Below are 18,595 nucleotides of genomic sequence, written 5' to 3' on the forward strand. Positions count from 1 at the left end.
GTCTTAATGTTGAATGTTATAAAGTATGGAGGTGTTTTATGTTAGTTAGTAAGAACATGCTAGGACAATTCATTTTTAGCCTTCAATATTCAAAGGAACACTTGAAGGAAATGAATAATGAAACTACATTTTTTTGTCCTCAGTGTTCAAAGAAAGTGATATTAAAAATAGGTACTCAAAAAATCCCGCATTTTGCTCACCAAACAGATTCTACATGCTCATCAGAACCAGAAACCCCACAACATTTACAAGGGAAAATTCTTCTCTACCGTGCCTTGTCAAACAAATATACCCAAGTAGGATTAGAACAGTTCTTCCCACAGATTAGACAAAGGGCGGATGTTGCTTTAAAAAACAGTGGAAAGGTTTATGCTATCGAATATCAATGCTCATCACTAACTGAAGAAGAATTGATTAAGAGGACTTCTGGATACGAAGGAATTGATATTTCTGTTCTCTGGTTATTAGGTAAAAAGATTGAGTCAAAATATCAACACGGTAATAAATATATTTTATTAAGTCCGTTTCATCAGATGTTCATTCAATATTCAGAGAAGAATGGATACTGGATACCTTACTTAAATAGTGATGAAGGGATGATTTATTATTACAGTGATTTAATCCCAATATCTAAAAGAAAATTTAAAGCTAGTATTTCATCACAATCTATCAGTCAAATTAAGCTCCCTCTTATACTTCCTAATACGGATAACACTCATTATACTTTAGCTGAATGGGACCATGATCGGAAAAGTTGGATTCAAAACAAGCTTCTTTATAATAAAGGAATTTACGATCCATTTCTTAAGGAAGTGTACCAATCAAATGATTTCCCTACTCAGCTTCCTCTATTTATAGGACTCCCAGTAAAACATTCCATTCATTACAAAACCGATTGTATTCCATGGCAATATTATTTATGGAAAGATGTATTAAAAAATAAGAAGAGTGGAGAGATGATTACTAATATTGAAATCGGTTCCTCAATTAGCAGGAGGGTAAAGAACGGGGAAATTCAAAAAAGAGAATTACCGTTAATAACAACCTTTCAAAGTCCAATATCGGATTATATCAGACTCTTAGATCGACTGGGTATAGTTAAAATCATCGATAATAAGTCATTAATCCTTCGGAAAGAATGGAAGTCAGGACGTACGGTGGATGATTATCAACAAGAATCAAGAAAATTCTTAGAAGATTTTAAAGAAAAATTGACTCAAGATTATAAGAATAAGAAATAAAAAACAAATTTATGTGAGTAAATAATAGGAAAGTAAACAAAATATATGAGAAACCGATAATTATTTGAAGGATAATTAGTAAAGAAAAGAGAATATTATTAGGTGAGAATTTTCGTAATTCGAAAGAATGGAGGGTCATAATGACAAGTGAGACAGCAAATAAAAGTCTTCCATCCCGTAAGGATGTAAAAGAAGAGTTAACATGGAGACTAGAAGATATTTTTAAAAGTGATGAAGACTGGGAGAAGGAATTTAAAGAGATTCAATCTTTAGCAAAACAAGCGGAAGAGTTTAAGGGAACTTTAAGTCAAAGTGCCGATAACCTATATAAAGCGTTACATTTCCAGGATGAAATTTTGGAACGAATGGGAAAATTATATACATATTCTCATATGAGATCTGATCAGGATACGACCAATTCTTATTATCAAGGTTTGGATGATCGAGCTAAAAATTTATATACACAATTATCAAGTGCATTCTCTTATATGATACCTGAAATTCTAACAATTGAAGAAAACAAATTATCTTCATTTTTAGAAGAAAAAGAGGATTTGAAATTATATAAGCATGCACTTGAAGAAATCAATCACCAAAGACCTCATATACTATCAGCTGAACAAGAGGAACTTTTAGCAAAAGCCTCTGAAGTGTTAAATGCTTCTAGTAACACTTTTGGTATGCTGAATAATGCTGATATCGAGTTCCCATCTATTCAGGATGAGAACGGTGAGGAAGTAGATGTGACACATGGACGTTATATTACTTTCTTAGAAAGCAGTGACAGAAGGGTTCGAGAAGATGCTTTTAAAGCAGTTTATGAGACATACGGAAAATTCCAAAACACTTTTTCGACTACATTAGCTGGGGCTGTTAAAAAGGATAATTTTAGTGCTTCAATTCGAAACTACAGTTCCGCTCGCCATGCAGCATTATCAGCAAATAATATTCCTGAAAAAGTATATGATAATTTGATTAGTACAGTACATGAGCACCTTCCTTTATTGCATCGTTACATAAAACTTCGTAAAAAGGTTCTTAATATTAATGAGCTTCATATGTATGACCTTTACACTCCTTTAGTGAAGGATGTAAAGATGGATGTATCCTATGAAGAAGCTCAAGAATTAATTTTAAAAGGACTACAGCCATTGGGCGAAGATTATTTAAATGTTTTAAAAGAAGGGTTTCAGAATCGCTGGGTTGACGTAGTAGAGAACAAAGGAAAACGTAGCGGTGCCTATTCCTCAGGTGCTTATGGGACAAACCCATATATCCTCATGAACTGGCAGGATAATGTTAACAATCTTTTTACTCTTGCCCATGAGTTTGGTCATAGTGTTCATAGCTATTACACAAGAGAATCCCAGCCATATCCATATGGCCATTATTCAATATTTGTTGCAGAGGTAGCTTCTACATGTAATGAGGCATTGCTTAATCATCACCTTCTCAATACTATAGATGATGACAAGAAACGACTATACTTATTAAATCATTATTTAGAAGGATTTAGAGGTACTGTTTTCCGTCAAACAATGTTCGCGGAATTCGAGCATCTAATTCATAGAAAAGCACAAGATGGAGAAGCCTTAACAGCAGAAATGTTAACGCAAGAGTACTATAATCTTAATGCAAAGTATTTTGGAGAAGAAGATCTCGTGATCGATGAAGAAATTGGCTTAGAATGGGCAAGAATTCCTCACTTCTATTATAATTATTATGTTTATCAATATGCGACAGGCTTTAGTGCTGCAACAGCATTGAGTAAACAAATTCTTGAAGAAGGAGAACCTGCTGTTGAGAGGTATATTGACTTCCTTAAATCTGGAAGCTCCGATTATCCTATCGAAGTATTAAAGAAAGCAGGAGTCGATATGACAACGTCTAAACCAATCGAGGAAGCATGTAAAGTATTTGAACAAACCCTAACTGAGATGGAAAAATTATTAAATTAATAAGATAAGAAGAAGGCTGTCCCAACAAAGGTTTATGGAACCGTAACATCTATTTATAGAAGAACCAAAGAGATTCTTCTATTATAGAAAAGTAATCGTTCCAGATCCTTATGGGACAGCCTTTTATTTGACAAATTAATAGACCTCCTCAAAATTTTACCCTTTAAATCCCTTAAACTGCTTTGCATAATTCATATAATAAATAAAACAAAGTAAAGAGAGAAATAATAGAGGAGAAGTTATATAAATCGGCATTAATTTCAGCAAGCCTAATATATTTAGAAAAAAGGCGATGATTATCAATAATAGTAAAAGTGCAAAACGAATTTTTGCTCCCACGAGAAGGTTCCACTCCTTTATTCTAAAGTTAGTATAATATATGAACTTATTTCTAAAATTATCAATATAATTTCAATGTCAAACTGTGTAAAAATCTTCATAAAAGAAGAGTGTTTTTTCTCTCTTTTTTAATGAAAACCCTTTCATATCAAGGAATTTGACAATATTGTGAAATAGCAAACAAACAACTTGCCAATACAAGATTTTTCATGATATAGTAGCACTGTGAAGTTGATCACAAGCAAACATATACCCCTTTGTTTGACCGTGAAAAATTTCTCCCATCCCCTTTGTTCGTATTTGAAAAGCCGATGTCGTGAAGCGACATCGGCTTTTCTGGTTTTAATAAAATAGTATAAGATTACGATTAAGAGCGATCTCTCCAAAATGTCCCATGCTTGGCAGGGATTCTTTCAACTTTTTGTTGTAACATTAACCTCTTCATTTGTTTTTCTACTTCATTTTCTTCCATATTATATACCACAGCAATTTCTTTTGTGGCAACTAGTTGATAATACTTCAAAAATGACTCTAATGGCGGTAATGCTTGAGGTACTAGCTTTTCAGAAAGCATTTCCTCTAGAATTTGTACATAAACTTCATAATGATAAATACCTGTTACCTTAATCCCTTCATCTTCAATGTTTTCATTAAAGAACACAAGTGTAGGGATTTCATCAACTTCCATTTCAGAGGTAATCTTTAAATCACATTGAAACGCTTTGGATGCCCCTTCTGAATGGAGATCATTGAGAAATTCGTCCATATCAAGATTGACCCGATAAGCGCACTCTTTTAGAACTTCAAATTGAGAGATGTTTTTCTTTTCAAGAAATAAAACTTCTTGAAGCTTTCGTAGAAATAAAATGCCTGCACGTCTACCTTGAAGTTCTGCTGCTTTTATTCCTATTGAGGCAAGAAAGGGTGAGTGGATTGGATCCTCAAACCATAAGCTACCATCACAGGACATCCCCGAACGACTAGCTGTTTTTTCATATTGTTGAGCCAACGTCTGGTGTTTTTTCTTTGTTCCGACATTTAAGGAAGCTAATTTCCCGCTGATGACGTATTTAATCGTAAAACATTTTCCATATTCAATTTGGAGTTTTTTTAGTATTGGTTCTAAACCCCAGCATTCGGGACATAATGGGTCAATAAACATGTAAATTTCTAATGGCTTTTTCTCAGAACTGCACCATTTCGGATGTGTCCATTTAGTTGGATTACTCAATTTGATCACCTTTAGTTAATTCTTCCGTATTCACCATATGTCTCGCTGTCAAAACCAATCTAGAATATAAGAATTCTCGTATTTCTCCTACTAGCTCGATTTCATTCATGGCTTCGTCCATACAGGAAAGCCAGGCTCTTGCTCGAGTTGGTGTGATTTCAAAGGGTAAATGTCTTGCTCTTAACATAGGATGACCATGTTCTTGTGTATATAGTGCCGGTCCACCCAAATATTGTGTTAAAAACTGCTTTTGTTTTCTTGCCGTCTCGGTTAAATCACTTGGGAAGATTGGGGCTAAATCTGGATGCTGTCCAACTCTATGATAAAAAGCATCTACGAGCATCGAGAGTTTTTCTTCGCCAATAAACTCGTAAGGCGTCGCATTATTCTCGACCATAGTTATGACTCCTTTTTCCTATGTTTGTAATTATTTTAGCAATGGACGAAAAATATCTCAAATAAATAGCTTTAAGGAGCCTGTTTACTCCATAAAATGAGTCTAATTTGAACGTTCTTTCTTCTATTTTCATCCTCGGGTTTATAAATTATGTAGGCAAAAGAAATGGGATGACCTCTAAGTTGGAGAACATCCCTTCTGTTAATTCGAGTAATGATTATTAGCTTCCTTAGATGAATTTAATACTAAGTGTAATAACTACTACTTACTTTTTTCACATAGTTCCTAGTCTCTGTAAAGGGTGGGATTCCTCCGTATTTTTCGACATTCCCTGGCCCCGCGTTGTAGGCTGCAAGTGCTAAATCTATATTACCATTGAATTTATCTAACATCTGTTTCATATATTTTGCTCCAGCAAATACATTTTGTTCCGGATCAAAAATATCGGTTACACCCAGACCTTTTGCAGTAGTTGGCATTAATTGCATTAACCCTGATGCTCCTGCATGGCTAACAGCAGTTGGATTAAAATTAGATTCATGTTGTATAATCGATTGAATTAATTTTTTTGGTATTTTATAGATGTCCGCTGCACGAGTAATAATCTCATCCAAATTTTTAGGCACTTCATTAGTTGCTGCAGATGGCTGGAATCTTTCTATATCAGTAGATTGAAGTGAATGAAGCAGACGAACAGCTCCAATCTTATTCTGAAAATCATTTTGTCTCGATAGGGAATTTATTGCTTCTTCAAATATTTCCTGAAAGGAACTTTGATTATTTTGATTATAGGTAGAATTGGTTCGATTCATTCCATTTAAGGCTTTAAGATCTATCATTATTTTTAACTGTTGGATGTCCATTACATATTCTCCTTATGTTTGGCCAGTTCAAGGCGTCTGCGCTTTTCTATTTCTAATCTCCAGCTCCGGCGCCTAGCTCCTCGAGACATAAGTCAAGCCACCAAGGAAGGGAAAAAGCCCCCTTCCTTGGTGACTCGCCTTATGCTTGTCGGAGCTGATCAAGGCGCCTCTGCTTTTCTTATTCCAATGATTTAATCATTTCATTATAAAATCTTCTAATTTTATTTTCGGTTGAACGATAGGGAATGTTTAGTTCTTCTAAAAGGGAACGGAATATTTTTTCTCCTTCTTCTCTATTTCGAACTTCATATTCCAATTCATAGTCTTCATTATTGAGGTAGAAGCTATAATCGAACACTAATAATCCATTTTTATAATGCACTTCTGCCCTTTTAGTGGAGAGTGTACCAAAATGCTCCAAAGAGTCGATCTCTATATCCAACTTCTTAATTTCTTCTAAAACCTCGCCTCTAGGAAAATCTTTATCATGAATCATTCTCGTTACATCTTCTTCTGAAATCTTTTGGTTTGTTTCTAATAATCCTTCCGTAATTGGCTGCTTTAATGTTAAATGATATTGAAGATCTTTGTATCGAATCCTCAGTGCAGAACCTAAATCTTTCAATTGAAAATCTTGAGTATCGAAATAATGATTTTCCTGTAAGAAAAAATCATGTTCTGCAATGGAAAAGGTTTTGAGTAAAACTATAAATTCATCCTCTGTTAAAAGGTTCTTAAATTCAATTTCTACTTCATGCCCCAATCGAATCTTCCTTTCCTTTATTCTATTTCTATTATCTCTTGCAAATGGAAAGACTTCAATCCTTAGATGAAAAAGGGTTTCATGTGTTAAAATAAGAAAGTGATTTTCTGTGATTTTTTTTTCTATACGCTGTTTTCTAAAAGATTGTTGTTTATTAAGAACATAAATCTTTGTAAAAAGGTTGGTCTTCGCTGCCGGTGCGAGACTCCTGCAGGAGAAGCGGGACAGGTGAGACCTAAGCAGGAGCAAGGCGACGAGGAGGCTCACCGCCCGCCCCACAGAAAGCGAGCATCCTGCAGCGGAAACCAACTACCAAATAACAACAATGTTTACAAAAACAGCCTATAAAAAATCTACCTTATTGCATGTATCTTGCAGATTATTAAAAGGGTAAGGCGATTATTTGATTAGTTGGCACACAGGAAAAAACAATTTTTCATGATGGATAAGAAAGGGGACTATAAAATATGAGACAAAACATACATATTATAAAATCAACGATTGATGAAAAGGGGTTACACTTACATACGGAAGAATCATTAGAAGGTTTAGCACCTACGGGACAGATTATTGCTGATTCCGATAATCTCTCGTTTATTTACCTTGCAGAAACAAAAGATGATTATGCACACATAAGAATAGAAGCAAAGGTATGGGATGATGTAAAAGAGGCATTAGATAAAGAATTGAATGTATTCGTTGTCAACGAGAAAGAAAGTTTAAAGTTAGAAAGCTTTCAAGAAGAACTTTCTTATTTAATAGAGAATATTGAAGGAAATGGGAATTATGGAGAAGTAATGGTCTCAAGAGTGGAGTCTGTATTCTTACCTAAGGGTTAAAGTTGGAAAATTGAATGAACCTATCAGGATAGGATGTTACTGTAAAGAGGTGAGAGGAAAATGAATCATTGGGATCAGCTCCTAGCTCCATATAAACAAGCAGTTGATGAACTCAAAATTAAACTTAAAGGAATGAGAGGAGAATATGAGTTAGAAAATATTCATTCTCCTATTGAATTTGTTACAGGGAGAGTAAAACCGATAGCAAGTATATTAGATAAGGCTAACGAAAAAGGGATTCCTCTTGAAAAGCTAGAAAGAGAAATTCAAGATATTGCTGGGTTACGAATGATGTGTCAGTTTGTAGATGATATTCACTCGGTTGTGGAAATGCTGAGAAAAAGAAACGACTTTCAAATTATTGAAGAGCGTGATTATATTTCTCATAAGAAGAAAAGTGGGTATCGTTCTTATCATGTTGTTATTGAGTATCCAGTTCAAACCATCCATGGGGAGAAGAAAATTCTAGTAGAAATTCAAATCCGTACACTGGCTATGAATTTTTGGGCTACTATAGAACATTCATTAAGCTATAAATATAAAGGTCAATTTCCTGAAGAGATCCAGCTTAGATTACAAAGAGCTGCAGAAGCCGCTTTTCGACTAGATGAAGAAATGTCTCTAATCCGTGAAGAGATTCAAGAGGCACAAGCCTTTTTTTCAAAGAAGAAAGAGTTGGATAAGGAAGTACGGAAAAGTGCTAAAAATAAACTAGGTAGGAAAAGAAAATAAAAAGGGTGAAGTGATATGCGATTTGCGATAACCTCTAAAGGAGATTCTAAATCCAATACGTTAATGCATAAGATGAGAACCTACTTACAAGACTTTGAATTGATTTACGATGAAGAAAAGCCGGATATCGTCATATCTGTAGGTGGGGATGGAACACTCCTTTATGCGTTTCATCGTTATAGCTCTAGACTAGATAAGACAGCTTTTGTCGGAGTACATACAGGTCATTTAGGCTTTTATGCTGACTGGGTACCAGAAGAAATTGAGAAACTTGTCATTGCTATTGCTAAAACTCCCTATCAAATTATTGAGTATCCACTCTTAGAAACGATCATTCGCTATCAACATGGTGGAAAAGAAACCAGGTACTTAGCTTTAAATGAATCCACTGTAAAAAGTGTGGAAGGTACTCTCGTAATGGATGTAGAAATTCGCGGACAGCATTTTGAACGCTTCAGAGGAGATGGGCTCTGTCTTTCCACTCCTTCAGGAAGTACTGCCTATAATAAGGCTTTGAGTGGAGCCATCCTTCACCCGTCTCTCCCTGCTATTCAATTAGCGGAGATGGCTTCAATCAATAATCGTGTCTTCCGAACAATCGGATCACCATTGATTTTACCTGCTCATCACACATGTATGTTAAAGCCTATCAGAGGAAATGATTTCATGATAACGATTGATCATTTGACACTTCTTCATAAAGATGTAAAGTCTATTCAGTACCGTGTTGCAGACGAGCAGATTAGATTTGCAAGGTTTCGTCCATTTCCCTTTTGGAAAAGAGTTCGAGATTCCTTTATTGCTGATGAATAAAACAGCCAATAAAGAGGTAAGCATATGAACTTATATTTAATAAAATGGACGATTAAAGAAAGAGATGAAAATAAAAAAATCAAACACTTTCTTCATGAGAACCTTATTTCACGAAGAACACTAAAAGCGATAAAATTTGATGGTGGCCATATTCATGTGAACGGTAAAGAAATAGATGTAAGATACCCGCTTAAGGTGGGAGATCTTCTTGAAGTAGCTTTTCCTCCAGAGATCAAAAGTGAAAAGATCCAAGGAGAAGTTATTCCGATGGATATTGTCTATGAAGACCGTGATGTGCTGGTAGTAAATAAGCCTGCTGGAATGAATACCATTCCTTCACGAGAACACCCTGAAGGAAGTCTTGCAAATGCTATTATCGGCTACTACGAAAGGAATCAAGTTCATTCAACGGTTCATATCGTAACCAGGCTAGATCGTCAAACCTCAGGACTGTTGTTAGTAGCAAAACATCGCCATGTTCATCATCTATTCTCACTTCAACAAAATGATAATATTGTAAAAAGAAGATATGAGGCACTTGTTGAAGGAAAGTTGGAGAATGAGCAGGGGAGCATTATTGCTCCTATTGGGAGAAAGTTGAGTAGTATTATAGAAAGAGAAGTACGTAATGATGGACGGTACGCTTGTACACATTATAAAGTTCTTGGAGAATATGATGAATTCTCCCATCTTTCTCTTGAATTGGAGACGGGGAGAACCCATCAAATACGTGTTCACTTATCACATATTGGTCATCCATTACTTGGAGATGATCTTTATGGTGGGAAGATGGATAGGATTAACAGACAAGCCCTTCATTGTGTCCAGTTATCATTTTATCATCCTGTATGTAAAAAAAAGATGAACTTTTTTTGTAAGCTACCTGAAGATATTCAGCAGCTACAGAAGTAACAAGTTTGTTTAACGATGGAGATCGGGTCATCAGAGCAATGATTAAATCAATAGAAAAGTAACTTAAGGTTACCTTGGATTTGATTTAATTATTAATTCTAATGCCTATTAGGTCTCCTTCTTTTTTTATATTTCTCTAAATTTTTCAGGAACAAATGGGAGTGTAGAAGGGATACTAATGATTTCATTTTCAGGATATCGGAATGCAGTTAATTTCCCTCCAAAAACTGCTCCTGTATCAATATTAATGGTATTTTTCGTTTTCTTTGGCTCCCTTACAGGAGTATGTCCATAGACAATGAGAGATTCCCCGTGATAACTCAGTGACCAATCTTTTCTGACAGGTGTACCATCATCATTCTTCTCGCCTGTAATGTCGCCATAAAGAACAAAGGTTTTTACTTTCTTATTGACCTTTCCGATATATTCTTCTTTTATTCCCGCATGCGCAATAATGAGCTTCCCATCATCAAGAACCTGATAGAGAGGGGATTGTTCATATAATTCTTTAAACATATTACCTATTACTTCTCTTTTATTCTGAGGGAGAGCACCCAGTTCTGCCACTGTTGTTTCAAGTCCATGAATGATTTTTACATTATTTCCTAAAAAATAACGATATAGCTTATTGCAATGATTTCCAGGTACATAATAGGCAATTCCAGCTTTCCAAAGCTTCCAAACGATTTTTATTACTTCCAATGACTGTGGACCACGGTCAGTTAAATCACCGACGAATCCAAGTCGGCGATTTTGTGGATGAACGGGATATCCCTTTTCCCAACTGTAACCTAATTGTTGTGTTAATTGATTAAATTCTTGATAACAACCATGTATATCACCGATAATATCGATTTTCATTACTACACCCCTTCTATAACATTTTACTTTTAACCATGAATTTTCATACAAAAATGAAAGCGTTTTTGAATAAATTTTTTTATATTTAATGTTTATTGGGCGACAACTTAATGAAGATTTGCTAGTATTATGAGGACTTAGTTTTGAACAACAAGAGAGGAGGGTAATGAAGATGTCAGAAACGAAGGAAGAAAAAGAAAGAGAACGTGAGATGATCAACGAAGAGCTGCTAATCCAAGCATTAGAGGAAGAAAACCTAGATCTGTTTCGAGAAGAGTTTACTGCACTCCATTCATATGACCAAGGGAAATTCTTTATGAAAATTGGCGACCATCTTCGGATTCGATTATATCATTACCTCTCTCCCGAAGAAATGGCAGAGCTATTTGAAGGTCTGGATATCGAAGAAGATGAATATCAACCAATTTTAGCAGAAATGAACCCTTCGTATGCGGCAGAAATGCTATCAGAAATGTATGCTGATGATGCTGTTGATGTCTTGAATGAACTTGATAAGGATCAAGTGGCGAGCTATTTAACGATTATGGATGATGATTCTGCTAAGGAAATTAAGGAACTTCTTCATTATGAAGAGTATACCGCTGGAAGTATTATGACAACTGAGTTTATTGCAATTTCAGCAAATCAAACAGTGCGTTCAGCAATGTATATTTTAAAAAACGAAGCTCCAAATGCAGAAACCATTTATTATATTTATGTGATTGATGAAGATAAACGTTTAGTGGGTGTTATGTCCTTAAGAGATCTTATTATAAGTGATGATGACACAATGATTTCTGAAATCATGAGTGATCGAGTTATGTCAGTTTCGGTTGGAGATGATCAGGAAGCAGTAGCTAGAAAAATGAAGGATTATGATTTTCTTGCTGTCCCAGTCGTTGATTTTCAAGATCATCTATTGGGTATCATAACAGTTGACGATATTATGGATGTTATGGATAAAGAAGCCTCAGATGATTATTCGAAATTAGCAGGTGTCGCCGATATGGATACCGTTGACCGTAATCCATTTAATGCTGCAAAAAAAAGGCTACCCTGGTTAATAGCTCTATTATTTTTGGGAATGTTTACAGCAAGTTTAATTGGGCGGTTTGAAGAAACCCTAGATAAAGTCGCCATTTTGGCTGTTTTCATTCCATTAATTGCAGGAATGGCTGGTAATACAGGAACTCAGGCACTTGCTGTCGCCGTCCGAGGGATTGCAACGGGTGACTTAGAACATGAGAATAAGTGGAAGCTCATTGCTAGAGAAGCAGGAACAGGCTTGATTACAGGATCGATATGCGGTGTTGTTGTCATGGTTATTGTGTATGTTTGGCAAGGTTCATTTTTTCTTGGTATTCTGGTAGGATTTTCTATACTCGTCACCCTTATTGTAGCGACGTTAGCTGGTGCACTTATCCCACTATTAATGCATAAATTGCATGTTGATCCTGCCGTAGCTTCAGGACCATTTATCACGACCATTAATGATATTATTAGTATTTTAATTTATTTTGGGATGGCTACTTTATTTATGAGCTATTTGATTTAATTAGAAAGGGGATTAGTTATGGAGCATCATGCCTCAGTATCATCATTAGTGATTGTTATTTTAGTGGCATTCTTAACACCGATTTTACTGCATCGTTTAAAATTAAACTTTATACCTGTAGTTATTGCAGAAATCATTATGGGATTGGTCATAGGTCAAAGCGGTTTTGATCTCGTTGAACAAGATATGTGGCTCGAAACCTTGTCAACATTGGGTTTTATCTTTTTAATGTTTTTGAGCGGACTTGAAATAGATTTTTCTGCTTTCTCATTAAGTAAAAAGAGAGAAAAACTACCTAACGGTAAAGATGAGCCTAATCGGCTAGTCATATCAAGTATTATATTTACGGGGATATTTATCATTTCATTGTTATTATCCTATATTTTTGTTCTCGTTGGACTAATTGATAATGCCTTTTTAATGACTTTAATTATATCAACGATCTCATTGGGGGTTGTATTACCTACCCTAAAAGAAAATCACCTTACTAAAACAGGTATTGGGCAGATCATTTTGTTAATTGCAGTAATTGCTGATTTAGTAACAATGATATTACTCGCTGTATTTGTCTTTTTATATGGAGACAAAGGTGGAAATATGTGGTTGCTATTGCTTTTATTTGGTGCAGGGTTTCTCTTGTACTTTTTAGCAAAAAAATTCAAAAACAATCCATTTATGAAAAGCTTATCCACCGGAACAGTACAAATTGGAACAAGAGCTGTATTTACCTTAATTATCCTGCTAGTAGGTGTTTCCGAATCTGTTGGAGCTGAAAACATTCTTGGTGCCTTTATAGCAGGTACTCTCGTATCTTTACTTGGACCCAATCAGGATATGGTACATAAACTAGATTCGTTTGGATTTGGGTTTCTAATTCCGATTTTCTTCGTTATGGTGGGAGTAGAATTAGATTTATGGTCTCTCCTTAGCAATCCAAAGATGCTGATTTTAATCCCATTATTAATGATTGCTTTTATCGTGTCTAAGATCTTCCCAATTTTATTACTGAAGAAATGGTATGATACGAAAACGACGATTGCCTCAGCATTTTTATTAACATCGACTTTATCTCTTGTTATCGCAGCTGCTAAGATTGCAGAGCAGATGGAAGTTATTTCACCCGAGGTGAGTGGAACCTTAATCCTGGTAGCTGTCATTACATGTGTTGTTACACCTATTGTATTTAAGAAGTTATTTCCTAGAGAAGTGACTGAAGAGAAACAGATTCGAGTCGCATTTATTGGTGCTAATCAATTAACGATGCCGGTCTCAAGGGAATTAAAGTCCTCTTTATATGTGCCGACTATTTATCACACTCGGCAAGATAAAACAGAGCGAGGTATTTCAGATTCCTTGTTCTCGATTATTGAAATTGACAATTATGAAATGGATACGCTTGAAAACGAAAATATTTTTGAAGCGGATATCGTTGTGATTTCAACGGGAGATGAAGAAACCAATGCGACCCTTGGAGTGGCTGCGAAAGAAAAAGGAATAGATCGAGTCATTGTTCGTGTGGAAAGTCCAGATTTAGAAGACTCTTTACGAGAACAAAATGTCGAGGTCTTTTCTGTATTCCTATCTACTAAAGCACTGCTCAGAGCCCTTATTGAATCACCGTCGGTTATGAGTATTTTAACTAATCAAGAAACATCTTTGTACGAAATCAAAATGTTGAATGCTCAATTCGAGGGGATGACATTAAGAAAGTTTCCATTTACCGGGGATGTCATTTTTGTACGAATTTTTAGAGGGAAAGATAGCATCGTACCACATGGTGATACGGAACTTCATATTAATGATCGTCTTATTGTGACGGGATCTAAGGAATACGTCGATGAATTAAAACGAGAGTTGGAGTTTTGTGAATACTGTTAATAGAAGGGAACCACTTTAGGTGGTTCCTGTTTTTTTAGTAGGCTCTTATCAGTTTTAGTAAGCGGATTTCATAGAAGGAATTAGTTGAATAAATCTCGAAACTATTCATTAAAGAATTGACTCAATAATCTTGAAAAATAATTCATGACAATAAGGAGTGCTAGCTCATGTGGGAGAAAAAGATTGATGAGATTAGAGAAAAGCTTATGATGTCGATCGAATCACTAAGTGATCACGAGATTAATACGAAGCCATCGGAACAGGAATGGAGTATATCCGAAATTATTCTTCATTTAATTGGAGCGGAAGGCAGGTTTATGAAGCTTGCGAATCAAGCTGCAGAGGAAGGGAATAGTAGGAGTGTAGGGTTAGTAAACTTATCTCCTCTAGATAATCGAAAACAGAAGCATATCGCTCCAATTGATCCACCAAGTGACTTTCATACAAAGGAGCAATTAGTTTGTGAATTAATCAAATGTAGAAGACAAACTCATATTTTTTTAAACCATTACATTGAAAAGGATCTTGCCAATCATTCGATGAATCATCATCGTTTTGGGGAAATGCCTATTTGGCAAGTTTTTGAATTAATGGGGAAACATGAGTTACGTCATTTACACCAGATAGAAGAGGTTAAGCAGAGAATTTTGTAGAAATACTTTTAAAATGAGTAATAATAAGTTAAAATTAGTATCAGGTACTAATAACATGTATTAATAGGAGGATCATATTATGTCTCTTTCACTTCAAGGCAAAACCTATGTGGTAATGGGTGTTGCTAATAAACGCAGTATCGCATGGGGCATCGCGCGATCATTGCATAATGCTGGAGCAAAATTAATTTTTACATATGCAGGTGAACGATTAGAAAAAAGTGTTAAGGATCTTGCGTCTTCACTTGAAGGTGAAGAAAGTCTTGTATTACCATGTGATGTAACAAATGATGAAGATATTGAGAAATGTTTCGCTGCAATTAAAGAAGAGGTTGGCGTGATCCATGGGCTGGCGCACTGTATAGCTTTTGCGAATAAGGAAGAGCTTGTCGGTGATTATATGAACACGACGCGTGAAGGATTCTTATTATCCCAAAACATTAGCTCCTATTCGTTAACAGCCGTTTGTAAAGTGGCAAAGGATTTAATGACAGAAGGTGGCAGCATCATTAGCATGACGTATCTTGGTGGCGAGCGTGTTGTTGCCAACTATAATGTCATGGGTGTTGCAAAAGCATCTTTAGAAGCTAGCGTAAAATACTTAGCAAATGATTTAGGAAAACATGGTATTAGAGTGAATGCCATTTCTGCTGGCCCGATCCGTACGTTATCAGCAAAAGGTGTCAGTGATTTTAACAGTATCTTAAAAGAAATTGAAGAACGTGCACCACTTCGTCGAAATACAACACAAGAGGAAGTTGGAGATACAGCTGTATTCCTTGCAAGTGATATGTCTCGAGGAATTACGGGTGAAAATATTCACGTTGATTCAGGTTATCATATTCTCGGGTAACCATGAAAGAGGCTGGTCCGTTGATGGATCAGTCTTTTTTATTTTAAAGAAAAATGGAACAAAGGCTCTATTTGTAGCCCTTTTGTTTGACTTCTCTCTGTTCATGGTTATTTTAGGAATGAATTAGGGGATGTATCTAACTCTTCAGTAAAATTCTGTATAGCTTTTCTTGACACTTCAACCGATAGGAATTCCTCTCCATTTTCTTGTTATTAAATTTCCCGATAAGCTTTCGTACATCCTTATCGTGGATGATTAGTTTCCTATATTGTTCCTCTTTAATAAAGTTTTGGAACCATTCATATTTTGTTAAGTGGTTAATATTTCTTACTATGTCCTCTTGTTGTACCTTTCGAAAAGGCAGATAGACAATCAGGTTTAACAAATCAATTAAAATGGCCAAAGTATTACCTCCTAAATCTTTATAAGAAATACGTTTAATGGAGGAAAAGGTTTCTTAAATTAACCCATTTAAATGGAAGAAGGTACACCCGGATATTAGGCAAAAGGAATGGCGACAAAATGTGGTTCACGTATTCATTATTTGAGCCACTCCGACAATTCTTAATTCAATGAAACCAATGGGCACTTCTCGCATACATATAATATAGAGTATGTTATGGAGGTGTCTAGATGGGATATGACGAGGTTAAGAGACGAGATCCTTTACTGTATATAAATCAACCAAAGATGCAAGAGGCTAAAGCAAATATGCAGGATATGTTTCGATCTAAAAGACAAGACCCGGTAAAAAAAGAAAAAGCAAAAATGATTGCAAAGCGGGTTATGAAGCCTGCTGATGATCATGAAGCCGTGGTTCAAGATTCATTTAAATTATCCGAAAAGGACAAACAAGAGGAATTGAAAGGGGCATTAGCTTTTCACCGAGTGAAACCTTTTAAGGAAATGAATTTAGAAGAGAGAATAGAATATTTATTGGTTACCATTAGTGGCAGACCGCCTTTTCCGTGTGAGTATATAACTGAGGAGGGAAGCTTTAGAGGAATTATTCAGAAACATGATGGTGAAGCTATAGAGGTAAAAACCTTTCAAGGAGATAATGTAAGAATTAAGAAAAGTGCTTTACACGAGATTAAGATGATTGGGTTATAAAAAGAATAGGGATGCCCCTATTCGAAATAGGACCCCACTTTACACTATTAGAGAGGTTTCTCTTCAGTAAGAAAGTGGGACCTTATTTTCTATGGGGTATCCCTTATAGATTTCTATTTCGATTAAACATTACTTAATCATCATTGTCGTCACAGAATAAGTCAACGTGTACATCTTTTACACATTGAATAGCGCAGAAGCAGTCTAAATCTACAGTAATACAGTCACCAGTTAATTTCCACTCACTTTCGCCAAGTGCATTAGCAAAGAATTCGTCCTCAGAATCTGCATTCATTTCTCTAGAACATTTATGTTTCACTACTTGTAGTGTCGCGCAGCAATTATCAAAGATTTCTTTTACACGGAAAAATGGTGATTTGTAAGGCCATTTTTTAGTGTGAGCTTTAAATACATCGCCTTTTTTGGTATATAGCTTGAAGATACGTGTGTTTGGACGTTGATTTGATGGACTAACCATTGACCCTAGTGGTTCGAGAAAACAATCTAGTTTACACTCATCACACTCGTCAACTGCGTTATCTTGAATATCTTTTATGGCACGCACAGCTTCGCACACACAATTGCGCTTTTTGTGATCAAAATCATCTCTATCTCTACCGCAACCCATATTGAAGTTCCTCCTTGTTTATAAAGATTTTATTTACATTAATAAGATATTGCAGGAGAGGGCTTTCAGTGACGGACAAACGCCCGTTTTTAGGAAAATAGGCTATTTAAAAGGAGAATCTAAATTGGAATTAACAATCTTTCAATTTTTAGTTATTTGTTTAGCATCCTTCCGTCTTACACATTTAATTGTTTTTGATAAAATTACTGAATTTTTAAGGGCTCCGTTTTTTGAAGAATTGAGAGAGAAAGCGGAAAATGGGGAAGAAGAAGTGTATTTAATTCCGAAATCTGGTGGGATTACTGGATTTATAGGCGATCTTCTAAGTTGTTATTGGTGTACAGGAGTTTGGTCAGCTACCGGACTCTATCTTCTATTCATTTTCTTTCCAATCGTTGCTGGACCAATCATAACCATCCTTGCTGTTGCAGGAATGGCGGCGGTTATTGAAGTGGTTGTACAAAAACTGTTTTAATTCTGATTATTTTAAACAGCTTTAGTTTAAAGCTTCCTTCGATGTTTTTAATATAGGAAGCTAAAGAGCTAAAGCTTTTTATACATAGAAATTAAGTTTGTTTTTCTAAACTACCAATTTTCCTTAGGCAAATGCAGGATACAAGCCATTTAATTGCTTCATATGATATTTAGTAGGAATGGAAAGAAGGAGGAAGCAAAATGAATATGCCGTCATCTTCTAATAACAAATCAGTTCAAATTCAGCCCGTACAAAAGAAAAAAGGTTGCGGATGTGGAAAGAAAAAAAAGAAGCAAAAAAGATTGTCCTAAGTGGCAATCTTTTTTTGGGGATAGGAAAGGATAAAATTTTGATTGAAACCTAAATAAATAGGATTATTCGTGTATAGCTTCAGCTCCTGTTAAAGGTGCTTACGCTTTTCTTTTTTTTATTGGCATAAAAATTCCAAATAAGAAAAAAATAAGTGAAGATAATCTATAAAAGAGGAGTTT

At 35.4% G+C, this 18,595-nt stretch carries 19 protein-coding genes; 12 read left to right on the top strand and 7 right to left on the bottom strand.

Translation table 11 applies throughout. From position 1 onward, the window contains the following. The first annotated feature begins 38 nt into the window (after positions 1 to 38). Complete coding sequence (locus JOC86_RS15070) at positions 39 to 1,241, top strand: competence protein CoiA (RefSeq protein WP_205173744.1); 1,203 nt, start codon at positions 39 to 41, stop codon at positions 1,239 to 1,241. A gap of 140 nt (positions 1,242 to 1,381) precedes the next feature. Then, complete coding sequence (gene pepF / locus JOC86_RS15075; protein WP_205173745.1) at positions 1,382 to 3,199, top strand: oligoendopeptidase F; 1,818 nt, start codon at positions 1,382 to 1,384, stop codon at positions 3,197 to 3,199. Positions 3,200 to 3,905: 706 nt separating this feature from the next. Here pepF and JOC86_RS15080 read toward each other — a convergent pair. From JOC86_RS15080 to JOC86_RS15095, 4 genes are all read right to left on the bottom strand, one after another. Next, positions 3,906 to 4,769, bottom strand: coding sequence for a ClpXP adapter SpxH family protein (locus JOC86_RS15080; protein WP_239587630.1), 864 nt, complete (start codon positions 4,767 to 4,769; stop codon positions 3,906 to 3,908). Then, entirely contained in the window at positions 4,762 to 5,166 is a 405-nt protein-coding gene (locus tag JOC86_RS15085) for a globin domain-containing protein (protein WP_205173746.1), read from the bottom strand. The genes JOC86_RS15080 and JOC86_RS15085 overlap by 8 nt, the downstream gene beginning before the upstream one ends. A 245-nt stretch (positions 5,167 to 5,411) precedes the next feature. Next, a complete protein-coding gene (locus tag JOC86_RS15090; RefSeq protein ID WP_205173747.1) occupies positions 5,412 to 6,029 on the bottom strand; it encodes a transglycosylase SLT domain-containing protein in 618 nt (205 codons plus the stop codon). A 178-nt stretch (positions 6,030 to 6,207) separates the two neighbouring features. Next, on the bottom strand, positions 6,208 to 6,792 hold the full coding sequence (locus JOC86_RS15095; RefSeq protein ID WP_205173748.1) for a CYTH domain-containing protein: 585 nt from the start codon (positions 6,790 to 6,792) through the stop codon (positions 6,208 to 6,210). A gap of 467 nt (positions 6,793 to 7,259) precedes the next feature. On the opposite strand from JOC86_RS15095, the gene JOC86_RS15100 reads away from it, so the two are divergent. The 4 genes from JOC86_RS15100 to JOC86_RS15115 are packed head-to-tail and all read left to right on the top strand — an operon-like array spanning position 7,260 to position 10,088. After that, on the top strand, positions 7,260 to 7,631 hold the full coding sequence (locus JOC86_RS15100) for a UPF0738 family protein (protein ID WP_205173749.1): 372 nt from the start codon (positions 7,260 to 7,262) through the stop codon (positions 7,629 to 7,631). A 60-nt stretch (positions 7,632 to 7,691) separates the two neighbouring features. After that, positions 7,692 to 8,363: a GTP diphosphokinase gene (gene yjbM, locus JOC86_RS15105; RefSeq protein ID WP_205173750.1), complete on the top strand. Its 672-nt coding sequence runs from the start codon at positions 7,692 to 7,694 to the stop codon at positions 8,361 to 8,363. Positions 8,364 to 8,378: 15 nt separating this feature from the next. Then, positions 8,379 to 9,176, top strand: coding sequence for an NAD kinase (locus tag JOC86_RS15110; RefSeq protein ID WP_205173751.1), 798 nt, complete (start codon positions 8,379 to 8,381; stop codon positions 9,174 to 9,176). 24 nt (positions 9,177 to 9,200) lie between these two features. Then, positions 9,201 to 10,088 (top strand): RluA family pseudouridine synthase, encoded by an 888-nt coding sequence (locus tag JOC86_RS15115; protein WP_205173752.1) that lies wholly within the window; start codon positions 9,201 to 9,203, stop codon positions 10,086 to 10,088. Positions 10,089 to 10,214: 126 nt separating this feature from the next. Here JOC86_RS15115 and prpE read toward each other — a convergent pair whose 3' ends face one another. Next, positions 10,215 to 10,949: a bis(5'-nucleosyl)-tetraphosphatase PrpE gene (prpE, locus tag JOC86_RS15120; RefSeq protein ID WP_205173753.1), complete on the bottom strand. Its 735-nt coding sequence runs from the start codon at positions 10,947 to 10,949 to the stop codon at positions 10,215 to 10,217. A 211-nt stretch (positions 10,950 to 11,160) separates the two neighbouring features. On the opposite strand from prpE, the gene mgtE reads away from it, so the two are divergent. The 4 genes from mgtE to fabI all read left to right on the top strand — a co-directional run bounded on the left by mgtE (position 11,161) and on the right by fabI (position 15,888). Continuing rightward, the gene (mgtE, locus tag JOC86_RS15125; RefSeq protein WP_419096096.1) at positions 11,161 to 12,504 is read left to right on the top strand and encodes a magnesium transporter; all 1,344 of its coding nucleotides are present in this window, start codon (positions 11,161 to 11,163) and stop codon (positions 12,502 to 12,504) included. An 18-nt stretch (positions 12,505 to 12,522) separates the two neighbouring features. Next, positions 12,523 to 14,382, top strand: coding sequence for a monovalent cation:proton antiporter family protein (locus JOC86_RS15130; protein WP_205173755.1), 1,860 nt, complete (start codon positions 12,523 to 12,525; stop codon positions 14,380 to 14,382). Positions 14,383 to 14,549: 167 nt separating this feature from the next. Continuing rightward, a complete protein-coding gene (locus JOC86_RS15135) occupies positions 14,550 to 15,035 on the top strand; it encodes a DinB family protein (protein WP_205173756.1) in 486 nt (161 codons plus the stop codon). Between the two features lie 79 nt (positions 15,036 to 15,114). Next, a complete protein-coding gene (fabI, locus tag JOC86_RS15140) occupies positions 15,115 to 15,888 on the top strand; it encodes an enoyl-ACP reductase FabI (RefSeq protein WP_205173757.1) in 774 nt (257 codons plus the stop codon). A gap of 136 nt (positions 15,889 to 16,024) precedes the next feature. Here the strand turns inward: fabI and JOC86_RS15145 are convergent, their stop codons facing one another. Beyond that, positions 16,025 to 16,291: a hypothetical protein gene (locus JOC86_RS15145; protein ID WP_205173758.1), complete on the bottom strand. Its 267-nt coding sequence runs from the start codon at positions 16,289 to 16,291 to the stop codon at positions 16,025 to 16,027. Positions 16,292 to 16,521: 230 nt separating this feature from the next. Here JOC86_RS15145 and JOC86_RS15150 point away from each other — a divergent pair, with 230 nt between their 5' ends. Next, entirely contained in the window at positions 16,522 to 17,001 is a 480-nt protein-coding gene (locus tag JOC86_RS15150) for a CotO family spore coat protein (protein WP_205173759.1), read from the top strand. Between the two features lie 133 nt (positions 17,002 to 17,134). On the opposite strand, the gene JOC86_RS15155 is transcribed toward JOC86_RS15150, so the two are convergent. Beyond that, positions 17,135 to 17,629 (bottom strand): CotY/CotZ family spore coat protein, encoded by a 495-nt coding sequence (locus tag JOC86_RS15155; RefSeq protein WP_205173760.1) that lies wholly within the window; start codon positions 17,627 to 17,629, stop codon positions 17,135 to 17,137. 124 nt (positions 17,630 to 17,753) lie between these two features. On the opposite strand from JOC86_RS15155, the gene JOC86_RS15160 reads away from it, so the two are divergent. Next, entirely contained in the window at positions 17,754 to 18,104 is a 351-nt protein-coding gene (locus JOC86_RS15160; RefSeq protein WP_205173761.1) for a DUF1360 domain-containing protein, read from the top strand. The last annotated feature ends 491 nt before the right edge of the window (positions 18,105 to 18,595 follow it).

Origin of the sequence: Rossellomorea pakistanensis (assembly GCF_016908495.1) — a bacterium.
GTDB classification, from domain to species: Bacteria; Bacillota; Bacilli; order Bacillales; family Bacillaceae_B; genus Rossellomorea; species Rossellomorea pakistanensis.

What these genes read in the sequence shown, in the direction of transcription:
- JOC86_RS15090 (WP_205173747.1), bottom strand. Translation starts at nt 6,029, where the DNA reads ATGGACATCCAACAGTTAAAAATAATGATAGATCTTAAAGCCTTAAAT.
- JOC86_RS15085 (WP_205173746.1), bottom strand. Translation starts at nt 5,166, where the DNA reads ATGGTCGAGAATAATGCGACGCCTTACGAGTTTATTGGCGAAGAAAAA.
- JOC86_RS15110 (WP_205173751.1), top strand. Translation starts at nt 8,379, where the DNA reads ATGCGATTTGCGATAACCTCTAAAGGAGATTCTAAATCCAATACGTTA.
- mgtE (WP_419096096.1), top strand. Translation starts at nt 11,161, where the DNA reads ATGATCAACGAAGAGCTGCTAATCCAAGCATTAGAGGAAGAAAACCTA.
- pepF (WP_205173745.1), top strand. Translation starts at nt 1,382, where the DNA reads ATGACAAGTGAGACAGCAAATAAAAGTCTTCCATCCCGTAAGGATGTA.
- JOC86_RS15155 (WP_205173760.1), bottom strand. Translation starts at nt 17,629, where the DNA reads ATGGGTTGCGGTAGAGATAGAGATGATTTTGATCACAAAAAGCGCAAT.
- yjbM (WP_205173750.1), top strand. Translation starts at nt 7,692, where the DNA reads ATGAATCATTGGGATCAGCTCCTAGCTCCATATAAACAAGCAGTTGAT.
- prpE (WP_205173753.1), bottom strand. Translation starts at nt 10,949, where the DNA reads ATGAAAATCGATATTATCGGTGATATACATGGTTGTTATCAAGAATTT.
- JOC86_RS15070 (WP_205173744.1), top strand. Translation starts at nt 39, where the DNA reads ATGTTAGTTAGTAAGAACATGCTAGGACAATTCATTTTTAGCCTTCAA.
- JOC86_RS15150 (WP_205173759.1), top strand. Translation starts at nt 16,522, where the DNA reads ATGGGATATGACGAGGTTAAGAGACGAGATCCTTTACTGTATATAAAT.
- fabI (WP_205173757.1), top strand. Translation starts at nt 15,115, where the DNA reads ATGTCTCTTTCACTTCAAGGCAAAACCTATGTGGTAATGGGTGTTGCT.
- JOC86_RS15135 (WP_205173756.1), top strand. Translation starts at nt 14,550, where the DNA reads ATGTGGGAGAAAAAGATTGATGAGATTAGAGAAAAGCTTATGATGTCG.
- JOC86_RS15100 (WP_205173749.1), top strand. Translation starts at nt 7,260, where the DNA reads ATGAGACAAAACATACATATTATAAAATCAACGATTGATGAAAAGGGG.
- JOC86_RS15130 (WP_205173755.1), top strand. Translation starts at nt 12,523, where the DNA reads ATGGAGCATCATGCCTCAGTATCATCATTAGTGATTGTTATTTTAGTG.
- JOC86_RS15115 (WP_205173752.1), top strand. Translation starts at nt 9,201, where the DNA reads ATGAACTTATATTTAATAAAATGGACGATTAAAGAAAGAGATGAAAAT.